Origin of the sequence: Blautia segnis, from assembly GCF_014287535.1 — a bacterium.
Classification (GTDB): Bacteria; Bacillota; Clostridia; order Lachnospirales; family Lachnospiraceae; genus Blautia_A; species Blautia_A acetigignens.
Genome location: NZ_JACOOT010000019.1, coordinates 1 through 16,331, shown reverse-complemented (window position 1 = coordinate 16,331; position 16,331 = coordinate 1). Strand labels below are relative to the sequence as shown.

Annotated in this window: 17 protein-coding genes and 3 pseudogenes; 17 read left to right on the top strand and 3 right to left on the bottom strand. The window is 34.7% G+C overall.

From position 1 onward, the window contains the following. Nucleotides 1–154: 154 nt before the first annotated feature. The 6 genes and pseudogenes from H8S54_RS08265 (at nucleotide 155) to H8S54_RS08240 (ending at nucleotide 2,405) form a co-directional block, all read left to right on the top strand. Nucleotides 155–592 (top strand): hypothetical protein, encoded by a 438-nt coding sequence (locus tag H8S54_RS08265; protein ID WP_186901268.1) that lies wholly within the window; start codon nucleotides 155–157, stop codon nucleotides 590–592. A gap of 3 nt (nucleotides 593–595) precedes the next feature. Further along, entirely contained in the window at nucleotides 596–775 is a 180-nt protein-coding gene (locus H8S54_RS08260) for a hypothetical protein (protein ID WP_186901267.1), read from the top strand. A 36-nt stretch (nucleotides 776–811) separates the two neighbouring features. Beyond that, a pseudogene (locus H8S54_RS08255) lies at nucleotides 812–1,066 on the top strand (LysR family transcriptional regulator); the annotation flags it as partial. A gap of 35 nt (nucleotides 1,067–1,101) precedes the next feature. Further along, nucleotides 1,102–1,308: a hypothetical protein gene (locus H8S54_RS08250; RefSeq protein WP_186901266.1), complete on the top strand. Its 207-nt coding sequence runs from the start codon at nucleotides 1,102–1,104 to the stop codon at nucleotides 1,306–1,308. Continuing rightward, entirely contained in the window at nucleotides 1,299–1,922 is a 624-nt protein-coding gene (locus tag H8S54_RS08245) for a hypothetical protein (protein WP_186901265.1), read from the top strand. Before H8S54_RS08250 ends, H8S54_RS08245 begins: the two co-directional genes overlap by 10 nt. 177 nt (nucleotides 1,923–2,099) lie before the next feature. Beyond that, nucleotides 2,100–2,405: a DUF7724 family protein gene (locus H8S54_RS08240; protein WP_186901264.1), complete on the top strand. Its 306-nt coding sequence runs from the start codon at nucleotides 2,100–2,102 to the stop codon at nucleotides 2,403–2,405. Here H8S54_RS08240 and H8S54_RS18945 read toward each other — a convergent pair. Then, nucleotides 2,356–2,496, bottom strand: a pseudogene (locus H8S54_RS18945) (DUF6783 domain-containing protein); the annotation flags it as partial. The gene H8S54_RS08240 and the pseudogene H8S54_RS18945 overlap by 50 nt on opposite strands. On the opposite strand from H8S54_RS18945, the pseudogene H8S54_RS18940 reads away from it, so the two are divergent. Continuing rightward, a pseudogene (locus H8S54_RS18940) lies at nucleotides 2,434–2,643 on the top strand (DUF6783 domain-containing protein). The pseudogenes H8S54_RS18945 and H8S54_RS18940 overlap by 63 nt on opposite strands. Before the next feature lie 326 nt (nucleotides 2,644–2,969). Here the strand turns inward: H8S54_RS18940 and H8S54_RS08235 are convergent. Continuing rightward, a complete protein-coding gene (locus H8S54_RS08235; RefSeq protein ID WP_186901263.1) occupies nucleotides 2,970–3,671 on the bottom strand; it encodes a hypothetical protein in 702 nt (233 codons plus the stop codon). Nucleotides 3,672–4,720: 1,049 nt separating this feature from the next. Continuing rightward, nucleotides 4,721–5,059 (bottom strand): helix-turn-helix domain-containing protein, encoded by a 339-nt coding sequence (locus H8S54_RS08230; RefSeq protein WP_186901262.1) that lies wholly within the window; start codon nucleotides 5,057–5,059, stop codon nucleotides 4,721–4,723. A 171-nt stretch (nucleotides 5,060–5,230) separates the two neighbouring features. On the opposite strand from H8S54_RS08230, the gene H8S54_RS08225 reads away from it, so the two are divergent. The 10 genes from H8S54_RS08225 to H8S54_RS08185 all read left to right on the top strand — a co-directional run bounded on the left by H8S54_RS08225 (nucleotide 5,231) and on the right by H8S54_RS08185 (nucleotide 16,246). Continuing rightward, nucleotides 5,231–7,885 carry a hypothetical protein gene (locus H8S54_RS08225; RefSeq protein WP_186901261.1) on the top strand — a complete coding sequence of 885 codons (2,655 nt, stop codon included), beginning with the start codon at nucleotides 5,231–5,233 and terminating at the stop codon, nucleotides 7,883–7,885. A gap of 92 nt (nucleotides 7,886–7,977) precedes the next feature. Then, a complete protein-coding gene (locus H8S54_RS08220; RefSeq protein WP_186901260.1) occupies nucleotides 7,978–9,693 on the top strand; it encodes a hypothetical protein in 1,716 nt (571 codons plus the stop codon). Between the two features lie 16 nt (nucleotides 9,694–9,709). Next, a complete protein-coding gene (locus H8S54_RS08215) occupies nucleotides 9,710–12,064 on the top strand; it encodes an FtsK/SpoIIIE domain-containing protein (protein ID WP_186901259.1) in 2,355 nt (784 codons plus the stop codon). 119 nt (nucleotides 12,065–12,183) lie between these two features. Then, nucleotides 12,184–13,437 carry a hypothetical protein gene (locus tag H8S54_RS08210; RefSeq protein ID WP_186901258.1) on the top strand — a complete coding sequence of 418 codons (1,254 nt, stop codon included), beginning with the start codon at nucleotides 12,184–12,186 and terminating at the stop codon, nucleotides 13,435–13,437. A gap of 20 nt (nucleotides 13,438–13,457) precedes the next feature. Beyond that, nucleotides 13,458–13,772 (top strand): hypothetical protein, encoded by a 315-nt coding sequence (locus H8S54_RS08205; RefSeq protein ID WP_186901257.1) that lies wholly within the window; start codon nucleotides 13,458–13,460, stop codon nucleotides 13,770–13,772. Nucleotides 13,773–13,868: 96 nt separating this feature from the next. Beyond that, complete coding sequence (locus H8S54_RS08200; RefSeq protein WP_186901256.1) at nucleotides 13,869–14,246, top strand: PH domain-containing protein; 378 nt, start codon at nucleotides 13,869–13,871, stop codon at nucleotides 14,244–14,246. 88 nt (nucleotides 14,247–14,334) lie between these two features. Next, complete coding sequence (gene rhuM / locus H8S54_RS08195) at nucleotides 14,335–14,670, top strand: RhuM family protein (RefSeq protein ID WP_243176720.1); 336 nt, start codon at nucleotides 14,335–14,337, stop codon at nucleotides 14,668–14,670. Nucleotides 14,671–14,831: 161 nt separating this feature from the next. Beyond that, entirely contained in the window at nucleotides 14,832–15,074 is a 243-nt protein-coding gene (locus H8S54_RS08190; RefSeq protein ID WP_186901255.1) for a hypothetical protein, read from the top strand. Continuing rightward, nucleotides 15,058–15,189, top strand: a complete 132-nt coding sequence (locus tag H8S54_RS18445) for a hypothetical protein (protein ID WP_279288572.1) — start codon at nucleotides 15,058–15,060, stop codon at nucleotides 15,187–15,189. The genes H8S54_RS08190 and H8S54_RS18445 overlap by 17 nt, the downstream gene beginning before the upstream one ends. A gap of 424 nt (nucleotides 15,190–15,613) precedes the next feature. Then, nucleotides 15,614–16,246, top strand: coding sequence for an AraC family ligand binding domain-containing protein (locus tag H8S54_RS08185; protein WP_186901254.1), 633 nt, complete (start codon nucleotides 15,614–15,616; stop codon nucleotides 16,244–16,246). Nucleotides 16,247–16,331 lie beyond the last annotated feature (85 nt).

Below are 16,331 nucleotides of genomic sequence, written 5' to 3'. Positions count from 1 at the left end.
CAAAAATTTATTAATCCACACAATTCGAGAGGGTAATGTTCATGCTGTGTGAACAGGTTTTGGGAAAGTTTTGCAACCATGCCTCTTTTCATTCCCTCCTGTGGCTGATATAATAGCTTTATAATCTATTATATCAGCTACAGGAGGTTTTTCCATGTTAAAAAAAGTTTTGATACCAGCAGCTGCAATCCTTACAATCTGCTTTACTCCTGCAACTCTTTTCGCCGGGAATGACATAACGCTTACAGGCAGCGATCTAAAAGGTCATTGGCTGCTTGCAGAAGCAGAATTCTCATATGAAGCAAGCTTTGATTCCAATGGAGACTGCCATGTAACCATGTCTCAACGTGAGGAGAATACGGATTTGTGCATTCATCCGGATGGAACCTTTGAGACAGATGCAGATACAGGTGAAATCACCAGCTTTTCGGTTTTTAAATCTGAGGATACCATCCTTTACTATGCTTACGGAGATGATACCTGTATAGGCATTTTCTTTTTAGACGGAGAAGCTTCGGACAAGGGCTACGTTCTGAATGTGGAATCTGACCTGTTCCTTTCTGAAGATAAGGTTATATCTGTTGAAGACTAGGAAGTGTTCGACTATGAGATATTCGACAGCACATTTTGTTATTATAATGAACACAGTGTTCGTGCACTGGACATTATTTCCCAGACACCTGACCTGCTGGTATGCCAGGACAGCCCAAACACGGAAGATTCCGATTACTGCCTGACTTTGTTTATAAAAGCAGACTGCATAGACAGTGAATAAGGGAACAAAGTACATGGTAAAAAAAGGAAACCTATTATGGATGTAAATTTCGAGTATTACAAAATTTTCTATTATGTAGCAAAGTACCACAACTTTACCAAAGCAGCCCAGGCTTTAAATAACAGCCAGCCCAATATCACCCGGGCCATGAACTGTCTGGAGCAGTTTCAGATTGCAGAAGAGGAACTGGCAGACAGCTCCGGATTGTCTCACGGAAGTGTATCCATTGGTGCCAGTGAAACTGCCCTTAATATTTTTCTGCTGGATAAATTAAAAAATATGATTATGTCCAATACTGATTTAAGCAATATACATGGAGAATACAAATGAATTTACCAACTTTTTTAAGAAAATCAGATGAACTTGCAAAACAGTTATCAAAGGACCAGTTGCTTGCTGTTATCCATGAAATTGCCAGAACATTACCAGAGCATAAAAGAGAAATCTTTTTGGATACTTTGAATTACCTGAGTTTGAGCAGTTCCTTCCGCTTTGGATTGAATACCTGGGGACCCACAGCGGCATGGGTGTAAAAATACTTTTGAAAGAAGCCCAGTCTATGCTTCAGGATGAACAGCAGATTCTCGACACAGCCAGAAAATATGCAAATACTTGTCCTGAGTTATATAAGCAGATCTTGGAGCAAAACTCTGATCCTGATAAAAATCAACGTATGATGAGCATTGGTATTGAAGCATTGGAAAGGATTTCCGAAAACACAAAAGTCCGAAGCGAAATAGCTCTGCTTACAGCCAAATATGCATGTGAAAATAATCAGGAATCAGTATGCGAATATTGCTGGCTGGAAGCATTCCGCTCTAATCCGTCGCTTGTTCATTACCTTCGTCTGCGCTTCTGTGGAGCCAATTGGGAAAACAACAAACGACAGGCAGCAAAAATCTGCCAGGGTCTATATAAAACGGATAATGAATTATATTTTATGCTTCTTTTCTGGAATAAAGAATTTGATACTGTAATGACCCAGGGCATGAATGTAAGAGAATCACTTGGCTGGTCATTTACCTTTATGAAGGAGTCTTATGGAACTATCGGTGAAAAAAGTACATTTATGGCAGAATATCGCAAACGATATTCAAGACGGAGTGCATTTATACAGGAATTGGTGAAATTTGGATATGTGAAATGATTGGGTTCCCCATTTCCTATAACACTCATGTAATGTGCCAATGACATAATCAGCCAGCACCTTCTGATTCCAAAGGGATAAAGCATTCGGTTCGTTTTTTATATACTCAGAAACTGAATGACGGCAGTAAGGAACAATACTATAATATGTTCATAAGGAATCGGAGGTGCCTGAGGGATGAGTGTACAGAAAAAAGAAGATTATGCCGTTTTAAAAAGTGATCACCAATATACGATTTTTATCTTTAGAAATCAAGTGATTCGCTTCGTAACTTCTTCGAAATTAGAAAAATATACAAGTATTAAAGAATGGGATCATGGATACCTGGTCGTAACTGCAAAATACAAAAACCTTAATGGAATGGAAGAGTATATCGATCTGATACCAATTTTGCAGAATTTATACTATGACGTAGATGAATTTTTAAATCCGATCAAGGAGGTTCGCATTGACTATGCAATTTCCATGGCAGAAGAGGGCTAGAGCGTGTTTGAAAAAGGCTTTCTGCAAGATGTGCGTCACAATTTGTGGGAGATTTTGTCCGGATGAGGGCGCCGTAGCGGGCTACGGCAACTGAATTCGGGCAAAATCTCCCGCAAAGTGGGGCGTACAGATTGCGGGAATGATTTTTCAAACACGCTCTAGGAGTAGCGCACATCATGGAAATATCAAAAAAATATTTATGGTGTCTTTTCTCCTTCTGCTCCCTCTCTGTACATGACATCACGGTAGAAAAGGTGCCTTTTATTTTTTGAGCAAAGTTTGTCGGTCAGCTGATCATAGGTGGTAAAAATGACGGAGACAGAATGCCAGTATCTGCTGCTTAATCAAAAGTGCTGCTGTAGAAATCCGAACAAGGAATTTTTGAGGACAAAAATAAAGTTCATCTTTCATAGAAAAAAGGATTCCTTGCAAGATAGAAGCCTAACAAGCCTCGTCCTTGCAGGGATCCTTTCAATTACTACTAGTGATGCCGAAATGTGGTATTAACCGACAGCCCCACGATGGCAAGACTATCCTTCATAACAATTGTATTTGATTACTATATTACCATTTACAAGTTTCTATATGTACATCCATTTTCTTTTTTACTACAATTTCCGATATTTCCGTATGATTGGCGTTGGATTTTACCAGAATCCAATCATCAAAGTAATCATATATATCACGATATTTACAATATAGATTATAAAGTGAAGGAGTATCGTTCTCACTAATATTTGCAAGTATTACTTCCGAAGTATAGCCTTTCGTATGTATAAACTCTTCAAAAATCGGATCTGTCTTTTTATAATCATTTAAAATAAATCTGGCAATCCTCGCCTCTACTTCGCATTCATACTTAAATTCATAATCTCTTTCATCAAGATTATTTTCAATCAGCTCCAATGGAATTTTAATTCTAAACGGTCCGGGAATAGTATAATACCATTTATGGTCTAAATCATAAAAATAGCCATAATCAATAAACATAATTCTACTAAAAATCATTCTTTCCGTATTATCTAGCCAGAATGGCTCTCCTGTAGGGCAATGAGTTTCATACCAATTAGAACCGCCTTTTTCACTTCCAATCTTTCCGATTAATGAGGTCTGCCCAAGTGAAAATAGATATTCTACATTTTCAGGCTCTTGATACCATAATAGCAGTCTAATTCCCACCATGCTAAAATACCCTCCATTTCCGCTCCAGCCGTATTGAACATGACCATCAGCAAGTCGTCTTGCAATAATACTTACATCACCCATTTTATATTCCATTCAATATTTTATTGGACATAAACTGTGCTTTAACATATTCTTTTTAAATATAATATATTTCATATTGTATATTAAATCATTTTGTTATATTATGCAAGTAGTATCGTATAAAAAGTATTCTTTTAATATTTATTATGTCAAACTGCATTCTCTATATTGGAAAGTTATATCGCCCCCTACCGCCGTATAAAGGTATATAAAATAATAGAGAAAGAGAATATGCGGAAAAAAATGATTCCGTTATTCTAAAAAGCGATATAGAAATATTAAAACATTTGAAAGGGAACCTATAATGGGAAGACTATATAAAATTAATCCGTCATGTCCTCATTGTGGTGAGGAACATGAATATTGGACAATCCGTCTAACAGATGAGGAACAGCAGGTATTAGACAAGCATACAGCACAGCATGCAGGTGAACATCCGATAATATCGCTGATGTCTCCTCCAGGACTGACAGTTACTCGTAAAGTGAAATGTGGCATGTGTCATAACGAGTTCGAAGCATATGTTGCTATTAGAAAAGAAAATGAAGTCGGGTGGACGCATCCTGATTTCATTCCAGTGGGGAAATATCCAGTGTATTAGTTATCCGTAGTCAAAAGGCTTCACGGTATAAATGGTCTGTTTTTTAAGCAGCTTTGATATGTTTTCAAATGACTTTATGGAAGAAGGAAGGGAACAGCCAAAAGAACATCTGTATTTCAAACTGAAGACAGTTCCTGGTTTTTTTGTGTAATAGATCATTCGTTTTCTTTGCCATAAAATCACCTTTCCGTACTATAATAATAGTGCAGAACACCTCTATTATAGTGCGGAAAGGTGATTTTTGCGTATAACAAGTGTACACCACCCGCAAAGCAGATGGATTGTAGTTCAAAGTGTCTACACGATGCGTAGACATTTTGAACAGGCTAAAGCCGTATCATACGTAAGCAATGAATAACCTCCCGGTTTTTCATCGCTTACCATAATATTTCAGAAAAAACGAACAACTTTCTGTGTTTGATATTTAAGTGGAAAAGGAAAAAGTTCATTATTTCTCTGAACCAAAAAGCGTAATACATTCATCAATAATACTTTCAACAGTTCGTACTTGAGCCGGTGTAAGCTTTTGGAGCTTGCCGGAGAGAATTAACAAGTCTTTATCAATGATTTCCCCTGTAAGCAGATAATCGGCACTTACATTTAGTGCGGATGAGATTTTTAGAAGGTTTTCCGGGCGCATTGCTCGTTTGCCTGATTCAGCGTAAGAGACAAACTGAGTTGTAACATCCCCTTTTTCAGCAAGAGCTTCTTGTGTAAGTCCAAGTTTTTTTCGTCGTTCCATGATTCTTTTCCCGATTTCTTGTAAACACAGTTCGTTATCAAACATAAAAGAATTCTCCTCCTCTTCTGCTGTTTAATTATATCCACAATAGACGATAAAAATAAGCGCGTACTGTTGACTTAATTCAACAAAACGATATATAATAGGGTAGGATGTGAAAAATTTTTCATAAACATACTGAAAATAATGATATGTAATGTGGAAAGGAAGAGTGGTATGCAAACTGGAATAGCAGAATCTGGAGTACCTAAATGGCTGGAAGACTGGAAATGTCCTTCTGATGATTATGAGGAGTATATAAGCACATATGATCGTTACCAGCATTCGTTAGAAGGAATAAAAGTAGCTCATTCAGAAACAGAAAAAGCTCAAAAAGCATTTGGAGATGCAGGCTTGCTTAGTGACAGGTTAAAAAAATCTAGTGAAACAAGAGATGATTATAGAAAAAGCTATATAAAAGAAGTTCAGAGCAGGTCTGTAGAAGATGAATATAACCGACAAATACGTGGCATTACAGATTTCCACGGAAGATATACAGATAGCAACACATATGAATCTCAAAGAAAAAATATAATAGATAAATATCAAAAACAGAAAGATATATATGTAAAACAAAGGCATTCGAAACTCGAACCAGAAAGAGATAAATATAGAAAAGAACTTGAAAATTTTGCACATGATAAAGCTGGTTACGTAAATAGGAGAAAAGAAGAAATTTGTCCAGGAAGTGATACCGTCTTATCTGGTAAGAGAAAGGAAATTACAGATTATTTGACATTTAGTTCTGAGATAAAAAATTCTCCAATCTCACAAAAGATAATGAGTATTATTCAAACAGAAAAGCCAAATCTTTCAACAAGTGTCTTACCAGAAGAAAAACTACTAAATGAGGTAATGAATTTAGGCGGAACTGATATATATGCAAGAAAAAATAAAATAACAGCGAACGATGTAAAAGCAGGTAATACAACAGGATCAACAATTCCATTTTTGATTTTTCTTGGAATAGTTTTTGTTGTGGCATTCATTTATTTCGCACCATTTGAATCGTTTTTATCAGCAAGTGCCATTGCAGGAACTACTCAGTCAGTATTGCAGTTTTTAGTTAACATTATTTTAGGATTGCTTGGCGGGGTTCTTATTTTTGGTGTTGTGTACTCTTTATTTACCTACTTTGAAATGGAAATATTAGGTGGAATAATAGGTGTTATTGGAGGTCTCTATTTTGGCTGGAAAATATACACAGATATGCATCCAACAATCGAAACAAGTAGTTTAATGGGAGCTGGCGGGGTAATACATGGTATTCTCATATGGATTATTCAAATTATATTGATAGCGATTGTTCTTTTTATTGTAAATGTGCTAATCAGTAATACGCCCTTAATAGGCTTGTTTTATAAACCAAAAGATAATAAAGTTCTAAAGGATTTGGAAGCGTATGACCAATATTTTGAGACCAATAAATCAACTTTTATAAATCTGTTTAATATTGATTTAGCAATGGAATATGCTTGCACTAAAAGCTTGAGTGGTAGATTACAGAGTATAGAGTCCTCTTTAAGCAATATAGAGAAAGATTCTGGTTATGTTGAAATTGAGAATAAATGTAAAATTGAATTAAAAACACTTGAAAAGGAGCGTGATAGTGAACGAGTCAAAGAAAAACTGCGAAGAAAGACCAATGATGAAGAAAAAGAGAGAATTAGAAAAAACCTTGAAAAAAAAGAGGCAACGCGTATTCAAAATGTTAAACAAAAAATGAATGCTTTAAATAAAGCAGTTGAAGATGACGCATTGAGAATATGTCAACTTGTAAGGACAAGTACAGGTGAAGTACTTACAGGTATTGCTATTTACGATCGGGATAAAATACTTCCAGTTGTTGAAAATTTTACGGAAAAGGCTCTTTCTATAATATCAGTTTTTTTAAGAAAAAAGATAGATTGCGAAGAAAAAACAATAGAGCAATCGCAGATTGACAAAGAGTATTTAATAAAAGAAACAGATCGACTCGTTAGAATCAGGTCATTTAAGAATATCGATTGTACCAAGTCTGTATACAAAACTGAAGCAAAACTTTCAGACTCAATTTATTTTATCAGTCCTCAGTTAGATGAAAATGGCATGGCAATCGTAAGTAAACTATCATTAAAGTGTATACCTATAGTAGGAATTTATGATAGTAGTTCTTTGCAAGGAGATAATCTTAGCGAAGAGCTTAGTCATTTTATTGAGTGGGTATGTGTAAGCATTAGAAGAACAACTGCTCAGAGTATTATAGATAAAGCTGTTGTTGTAGATACATTTTCCGGAAATAGTGTATTAAAAACTGTAAGATTCAACGGCTTTATAGATGTAATTGATGATAGTCAAGGAATTCATTCTTTGGAGGAACGGTTTAATGAAAAAGAGAGAGCATTGATATCTAGAGGGCAATCAATTTATTCGCAGGCAAAGGAACTTGAAATTGCTGATCAGCTTGGAGATATCGGTAATATTGACGCGCTTAATAAAGCAATCATGTTGGTTGATCAGGATGATATTTTTGAAAATCCGGATAGACCAGTAGAAGGTGAGGTGGGATTGTGGGAAAAGCCAGTTAAATATAGTTTTGTTATATTTATTATTCCCTCTTCACACCAGAAGAGTGCAGGAAAGTCAGTAATAACAGAAGAATTAAGAAAATGTTTTACAGGATGTGCTCGAAGTGGAATTGTTCCTATTTTCCTTGTTGATTCTGATAATTGGAATCATCCTGAATTGAGTGACGATATTTCATGGATCAAAAACTTACGTGATAAATTAATATGGAATATTGAGAATATCGGTAAGGAAAGACAGGATCTGTTGAAAATTTCTGAGGCATAAAAATATGCAGGGCACAAAGAAGCTGAAATAAGAATCTTTGTGCCCTGTTTGGTGTAAATTATGAATGTATAGGGGTATAGTAAGTAGCAGAAATGAAAGAAAAAAGTCATAATGGATTATATGATCGAATAAAAGAATTAATGCGCAAAAAAAATAATGGTTCAGATGATGATGAAAAAGAGGAACCTATTCGGGATCTGGCAAAAGAATCTAAAATCACTTCGGCAAAAGAAAAGAGACAGGCTTTTATAGATCATTTAAGAGAGCAGGCAAAGGCTGATGAGAACGTTGAAACAACGGAAACAGGATCTATAAAGTCAAGAGAACAAGGTATCGAAAGGTCAAGGTATACAAAACGATATGAAGGAATGGATGATATACCAGGAATAACAGATTCTGAAATATGGAAAACAAAAGCAAATTTTTGTAAGGATCAACAAATCTTAATACGCCATATTGTTGAAATGGAAGCTGTAAAAATGGGAATTCCTAATCCAAAAATTATTTTTGAGAAATTGGATGAGAAAGAGGAGAGCCTAGGGTTTTATGATCATGATGCAAAAGAGATGGTAATTAATTCTAGTACAGATGGTGCTATTAAGCATAATAATCTTTTAGAAGTGATTGATACTGCAACTCATGAACTACGGCATTCGTACCAGTATCGTATGTTGGATAATCCGGAGCGGTTTCCACACATCAATACAATAGTAAAACAATATTTTGCATATGAAGAAGACATTTATCCAGATGAGGAAAGGCAACGTACTGAAGAAGGATTTTTAGAATATCTTGCAAATGCGTTGGAGGTTGATGCACGAAGATATGCAGATGAAAGTACCTTATATTATTCTGGTAAAACATTGTCAGAAATTAGGCAATTGAAGCATGTTATTGATGAGCCTGTACGCAATCAGATTTTGTTAGGTCTTAGAGATGAAGTACCTAACGGAAATAATCCTTTGATGGCTGTAGGTAATGATTTTGATTTTTTCAAGAAAGAAAAGTCTAAGAGGTTACAACAAAACAATTTACATAATAAAAAAATAATAGGAAACGAGAAAGGAATGGTAAGTAGTATGGCAGGATGGTCAGGCGGAACAGATTTAAGTGAAGGAGCACAGCAGGCGGCAGCAAAACAGTATATGATGGTTGTTCAGAATATACAGTCTAATTGTGAGAATATGATTAGAGTGTTTGAGCAGCGTATTAAGGAACATCCTTACAAACAGCTGCAGCATGTAGCAAATACGTTTATTAATTTACATAATAGTGATGTACCGAAAGCAATTAAAGAAGCAATACAGGAATGGTCTAGCTCAGATGAGAGTTTCTCCAAATTGCTGCAAGATTTGGATGAAGATTGCTCACAAGAATCTATTGCTGCTGCGGAAAAGTTGCAGGACAGTTTGAAAGAACAGGTTGATTCGTATTTTACAAATATCTCAGAAATAGCTATAAATAAAGCTATACAAGTAAATGAAGAAGTAATGCGTGAGGATCAAGCATTTGTAGATTCATGGCTTAAATCACTGAGCGCTTTAAAGGGACAATGGAAGACTCGATTTGAAGGTTATTCTGAGGAGAATGCAATTTATGCGAATATGATATCTATGGTTGTTAGTACATTTAATAATGTAGAAACAGTATATGAGGCAGCTCGCGCTGATATAACAACAATAGCAGATACTTTTAAAGAAAAGAGGAAGGATAATATTGATAGAGCAATAAAGAAGGGAGAAAATATTTTTTCTGATATTAAGGATACACGAGATATTTTTCAGAATGCAAGGAAAAAAAAGAAATGAAGAATGAGGTGGTAGAATGGAAAATAATGAGTCTCTTTTTAATTTAGATCAATTTCAAAGCTCAATCAGTTATCATAATGCTTTCAGAAATAATTGGAAAAGAACGCTCCAAAGAGATCCACATGCAAAAGAAAATGAGCGCTGGATTGAATATGGAAAAGGAAAAAAAGCATATATTGTTTCGGATTTAACGGACATTATAAAAGATACAAATATGCATCCAGATGATGTGGAAAAAAATAAGAAAGTATTTAAAGCATTTGTTGAAAAGCAACCGTTTATCTCGTTAGATAAAATGCCTGATGATTTTACTTGGTATAATACAACGGACAGAGGAATAAATTTGCGACCAGGTAAGCAGGAAGGAAGTAATAGAGTCCCCAAACCTTTATTAATGGAAGGCGAAAAATCGCATGCTATAGTAGCTGGTCAGACTGGATCTGGTAAATCTGTATTTCTAAATAGTATGATATTAAATTTGATGGCTGAATATCCGCCGTGGGAATTGGAATTATATTTAGCAGATTTCAAAAAAGTTGAATTTAGTAGATATATGAATAAATATAAGGCTCCACATGTCAGGGCATGTGCAGCTACAAGTGAAATTGATTATGTTCAATCTTTAATTCAGTACATAAAAAATAAAAATGATGATAGAGGAAGGATGTTTTCAAGATTAGGATTTCAAAAAATAGAAGATCTTAGAAAATATTATAGAGAGAACTATAATCTGGAAGTTGCACTACCGCGCATTTTATTTATTGTGGATGAATTTCAGCAGATGTATCTGGATACTGATTCATTTCAGAAAGATGCGATAAATGATTTATTAACAAGTATTATAAAGACGGGACGTTCACAAGGTGTGCATTTAATGTTCTGTAGCCAGGAACTTAGTGGAGCATTAAATAGTCAGCAGTTGGCAAACTTTAAAGTTCATTTTGCATTACATTGCAGTGCTTCTATTTCAAGTGATATTTTGGGAAACCCGGCGGCGGAAAATATTAGACGCGGACAAGTCATTTTGAATGCAAAATCGAAGCTTGTTGAAGACAACGAATTGTATACTGTTCCACTTGGAGTTGATCCCGAGGATGAGCCTCACGATGAAGAATATTTTTATAGAATGTTAAAATTATTTTGTGGTTATGCAAAGCAAACAAATTATATTTATGAATTGGCTCAAAAATTTTATGATGAAGATAAACAATGGCAAATAGAAGATTTGCAAAAGTTATTAGAAAATCCTGCTATTAAAAAAGTCAGAATGTTTGAAGGCGAAGAATTTTCAGAAGATAAACGAAGAAACTTTATGAGCCTGGTACTCGGAAGAAAGACAACATACACCAATGAAAATTTTGACATAGAAAATATTTACATCGATTATGCTAAGAACAGATGTATCCTTTGTGTTTCTCCAAACAATGAAGATCTTGCATATTTTCAAAAATTGATTGCAATGAATCTTAGAACGATGGATGCAGCGAATCACACTATTAATGATATAAATTTGCCATTAAATGAACCAGAATTTTATGATTTAAATCCACTTGTATCCACTTTTTATCCAGTAGAAGAGCGTATGCGAGATTTTGGTTATGATAATGCTTTTGCAAATGAAGCGGAAAAAGAAAATTATATTAAGCAATTTGAAGAGGAGTATGTTCATTACAGAGCCGAAGAACTTAATATGCTATGGGATAGATTTACAGATAGAAAAAATACGTTAGAAATACTACGACAGGTGAAAAATGCTCGAGATTATGTAATTCATCAACTTATGGGGTACTTAGGTGAAATTGAAGAATGCGAAGATGATGAAATAAAAAAAGAATTTATAAAAAGATTTTTTGACGCAGGGCTAAATCGGCTTAAAGATGATGACTCTAATGTGCTAGAATTTATTAATTATGATTTGAGTTTTCTTGGAAAACATGAAGAAGATATAAGAATTGACTTACAAAGGTATTATAGATATAAGTCGCTAAAAAAATGTCCAAGTTATAAAATATTTGAGCCATCTGTAGTATTTCTTACAGGAATTGAAAATATGGAAAGACTTCCTAATTGGTTTTCAGAGTATTTATCTAACGGTACGGACTACAATATTTTGACATTGATTTTTTCGACAACCGCAGTTCGCTTTGAAGTACGAGAAGCTTCCAACTACGTGTTTGTTTCAGGTGATAATGTTAGGATATTTGAAGATTATTATGGAAAAAAGCCTCCCAAAGGTGGAAGCGGTATAAAATTTTTTGGAACCATAAAAAATACTAATAAAAAATTTGCATTTAAAAAATATAGATGTGAATTAAATGAGCCAACAGCAAAAGCAATTAATTTTGATTCTCTATTAGGAAATTCATATTAGAAGTAAGTATAGTATGACAGGGATAGGCTTCGGAGTGTATCTTTGCCATACTATGCCGTATTTGTATGTGTAAATTTGCAAATTTGCATAAAAAAAGCGAGACATGATCAGAGGATTTTATGGATATTAATGAAGTTAGAAAAAAAGAAGAAGAAAGATTAAAAAAAGTAAATAAATACCATGAAACGGAAAAACAAGATCAGAAAAGAAAAAAAAGAGTTGTTAAGATTATTTCTTTTATTCTTGCTGTTCTTGGTATTTTGGTTCTTTTTGTATTTGGAGCCTCAGTCTATATACAGAATAAATTACACGTTGAAGAGGGAATTGATAAAGTTAGTTTTCTATGTAGAATACCAGGCGGTACTAAGCTTGTAGATCAAAATATTGCTTTTTATTTAAATTCTACGCTCTCTGAATATAATAATGATAAAATCAATGAGAGGGAATTAGATTCAAAGTTTTCAATATTAGAACGACAGAATTTAACAGAAGGTGAGCTACAAATTTTTTCTTCTTATAAAGAAAAGAAAGAGTTATATATTGCTTCAAAAGAAGGATTTATATTAGGAAAAGAATATGAAGCTTCTGCGGAATATATATATGCTATGGATGAATATCAAAAAGTAATAAAGGAAGATACCAATTATTCTAAAGCTAGCGGCCAAATTGCAGATATAAAAAATGAATACATTAATGCTGTTATTCAGACTGCATATGAAGAATTGACAGCAAATAACAATCTTGAGTATGTGTGCGATTTGTTTAATAAAGCAACTAATTATTTCCCGGAAAATAGTGAACTTCTTGCTTATAAAAATGCGGAAGAAATAACTGGAAATCCATTATTATATAACATTGCCAAAACATTTTGTGACAAATTAAAAAAAGCAGAAAAGGATGAGAACCATACTGAAGCTGAATGCACAGAGGTGACATTATACAAGATCTCTGATACATGTGTTATATATAGCACTGCTTTTCATACACAATATCCTCCAGCTTGTTATTTCTATTATCAGGTTTACGCCAATGGTGATTTTGAAGAATTATCAGCAGAAGATTTTCAGAATATATTAAAAAGTATAAAGCGTGTTCCACAAACTACAATTAATTGGGACGAAGAATTGGAAAAAAATGAGAAATTAGATTTAGTAATAGCACAAATGGCAGCATTGAATGATTCTTCGTCCGAAAAAATTTCGACATCTGCAATAAATGAAATAAAAAACAATGATAATGCAATGCAGGAAAGAATAGAAAATGGTAATTCTGGAACAGGAGTAAATACATTATTAGTGGTTTTGGCAGAAGGTGCGGCTGTATTATTTGGGCTGTGGATAATGATAAAAATGATTACAAGTGTGTTCCAATAGAATGATTGTGAGGAAGCAATATGTTTGGTAAAATAGGATATGTATTAAGATGTGGGTTTGATTTTTTATTAATTACCCTGGGTGTTCTCTATATATCAGGGCCTAAAAGCATGGGAGGAACAGGTATCAATGGTCTTATAGGATTTCTAATATGGTGTGCAATGATTTGTATTGATTTCAAAGTATCACATTTGTTGGGAGTTGGGGCAACATATGTGATTTATTTCACTTTTTATATCATTAAATACGGAGTAACGGAAAGCATAATTTATATGATAATAGCTTTTTTAATAATTGCGTTTGTCATTTGGGGAATACATAAGTTACAAAGTTAACATATATAATTAAAAAATGTAATGAGCTCTCGGAATTCTAATTGATCATGCCAGTGAAAGATTCCGAGAGATTATTGTATAGAATAGGGGGATATTATGCTGGATTTTACTAAGAAAGGTGTTATTAATTTACATGGTTTGCCATTAAAAATGGTAAATAAAAATATTTTGAATTTATTACATAGTGGAGAAAATGTTGTTGCCCCTTTTGCTGTAGTTAGAGATCAAGTAATTTTTACCAATAAACGTATTATTACCGTCGAAGTTAATGGGATTACAGGTGTGCAGCAGGACATTTTTTCATTACCTTACAGAAAAGTGCAATACTATGGAATAAAAACTGCCGGTTTTGCGGAGGTAATTCCGGATTCATCGTTGCTTCTTTTTTTCGCTGATGGAAAAAAGGCTGAGTTTCATTTTCAAGAAAAAGCCAATATTATTGAAATTGGCAGAATAATTGGGATGTATTGTTAGCTGTAATATTGGAAATAGTAAAATAGGCTGTCGCGCTAAAATGTACGTGTGCGGCAGCTCATTTAGCTTATACGCCAGAAAATTAACAATGCCAACTTCAGTTGTCGCAAATTTTGCGACAACTGCTTCAGATGGAAAAATGTATCAAGTAGAACATTATAATTTAGATATGATTATTTCTATAGGCTATAGAGTGAAATCTAATCGAGGAGTAGAATTTAGAAAATGGGCTAATAGTGTTCTAAAACAGTATATCATACAGGGGTATGCAATCAATGAAAAAAGATTAGAAGCTTTACAACGAACAATAAATATCCAAACAAAAATGCTTGCATGCACTTTGGAAGTAGATGAAGCAGAGGTGTTGAAAGCTATTAGCTTATATACAAATGCTTTGATGCTGTTAGATCAGTATGATCATTAATCACTTAAAAAGCCTACTGGAAGCAAGATCATCCTTATGTTGATGGATGCAAGAGGAATCCATTTTATGGTCGTGTTAACATTGATAACATTGGTGTTTCTGGACACTCTCAAGGCGGTGTAGGTGTTATCAATGCGGCAACAGAGAATAAGCATGGATATATGATTAAGGCGATTTTCTCTGCAAGTCCAACGAATATGACGATGGCACAGGCTTTGCAGTGGGATTATAATCCAAGCCTAATTTCTGTCCCTGTGTTTTTTGTATCAAGTACGGGCAATGGCGATGAAAATCTTGTTGTATCCGGCACTCATCTTCAAGAAATATTTGATGCTGTTCCCGATACTGTTACGAAAGTGAGGGCTCGAAGAACAGAGGCAGGAGGTGGTGAAGAGCGGCGTTGACACTGGTGCCTACTATAAGAAATTAAAGAAGATGATGGAAAACTTCCATACTTTGAGAAAAATGCGGACAAACGTGAAAACCGCTGGAGCCAGATTATTAGTGGAAGTGATCTGATTGATACCATCTAAAAAGCAGACAGCCCGATATTTTCGGGCTGTCTGTCATTGGATTAAGGAAAGATATGAGGCAGGAAATACAGTCATTTTTTGCAGCATATCTTTTTTTGTATCATTTTGTCTATATTTTAAAGAATCCTGTTCATGTACAGGGGTTCATCAGTTGGTTATACTAATAAAAAGCGGATGTGATAGTTTATGCAGAAGAAAATCCGGCCGAATACCGGAATTCTCTTCTGGCATTAGCGGCAAACTTTATAATAGTTTGCATAGAAATTCATCACATATAAGATATAAGCTTTTAAATTTTTCATTTCGTTCACCTCTTTGCTTAACTTACAAGTGCATTATAGATCACCTGAAAGCGGATTACGTGCCAAATGAAAAGAAAAAACAGACAAAATTTGCAGAGGAGAGAAATTATGTTTCCGGTTTATGAAGAGAAAAAAGAAAACCTGCATTTACATTCCCGCATTGCCAGACATGAATCCCCTCATCTGCACAATTCAGTTGAATTCATCTATCTTACAGAAGGATGCTTGGAGCTTGGAATGGGCCAGGAACTCTTTCACATGGAGGAAGGTGATTTTGCAGTCCTTTTTCCGGAAGTGATCCATCACTGCCAGGTCTTTTCAGGAGAGAATAATAAGGCATGCTATCTGTGGGCGCAGCCCATACTTTGCGGACAATTTGCTTCTGTTATGCAGAAATACTGTCCGAAAAATCCTGTGATTAAAAAGCCGCAGGTCCACCGGGATATTGTAAATGCAATTCGGTGTCTGAAGCTCGATAAAAAGGAGCAAAATCCTAACCTTGTTGTGGAACAGGCTTATGTGCAGATCCTTTTGGCCAGAAGTATCCCGGCATTTAACTTACAGGAAAAGAGCAGTGTGGAGAGCAATGATATCATTTATCAGACTGTCTCCTATATTGCAAAACATTTTAAAGAAGAAATGTCCCTGGAAAAGATGGCAAGAGATATGGGAGTAAGTAAATTTACACTTTCCCGGGTCTTTTCCGGTGCAAATTCTGCCCGAACGGTACGCCTATTCTGAAATTAGCGGTACATCCATTCTGATTTAGCGGTATGCGTTTTCTGCTCAAAGCGGTACGTTTTTCCTTTATTATTGTGATGTAACT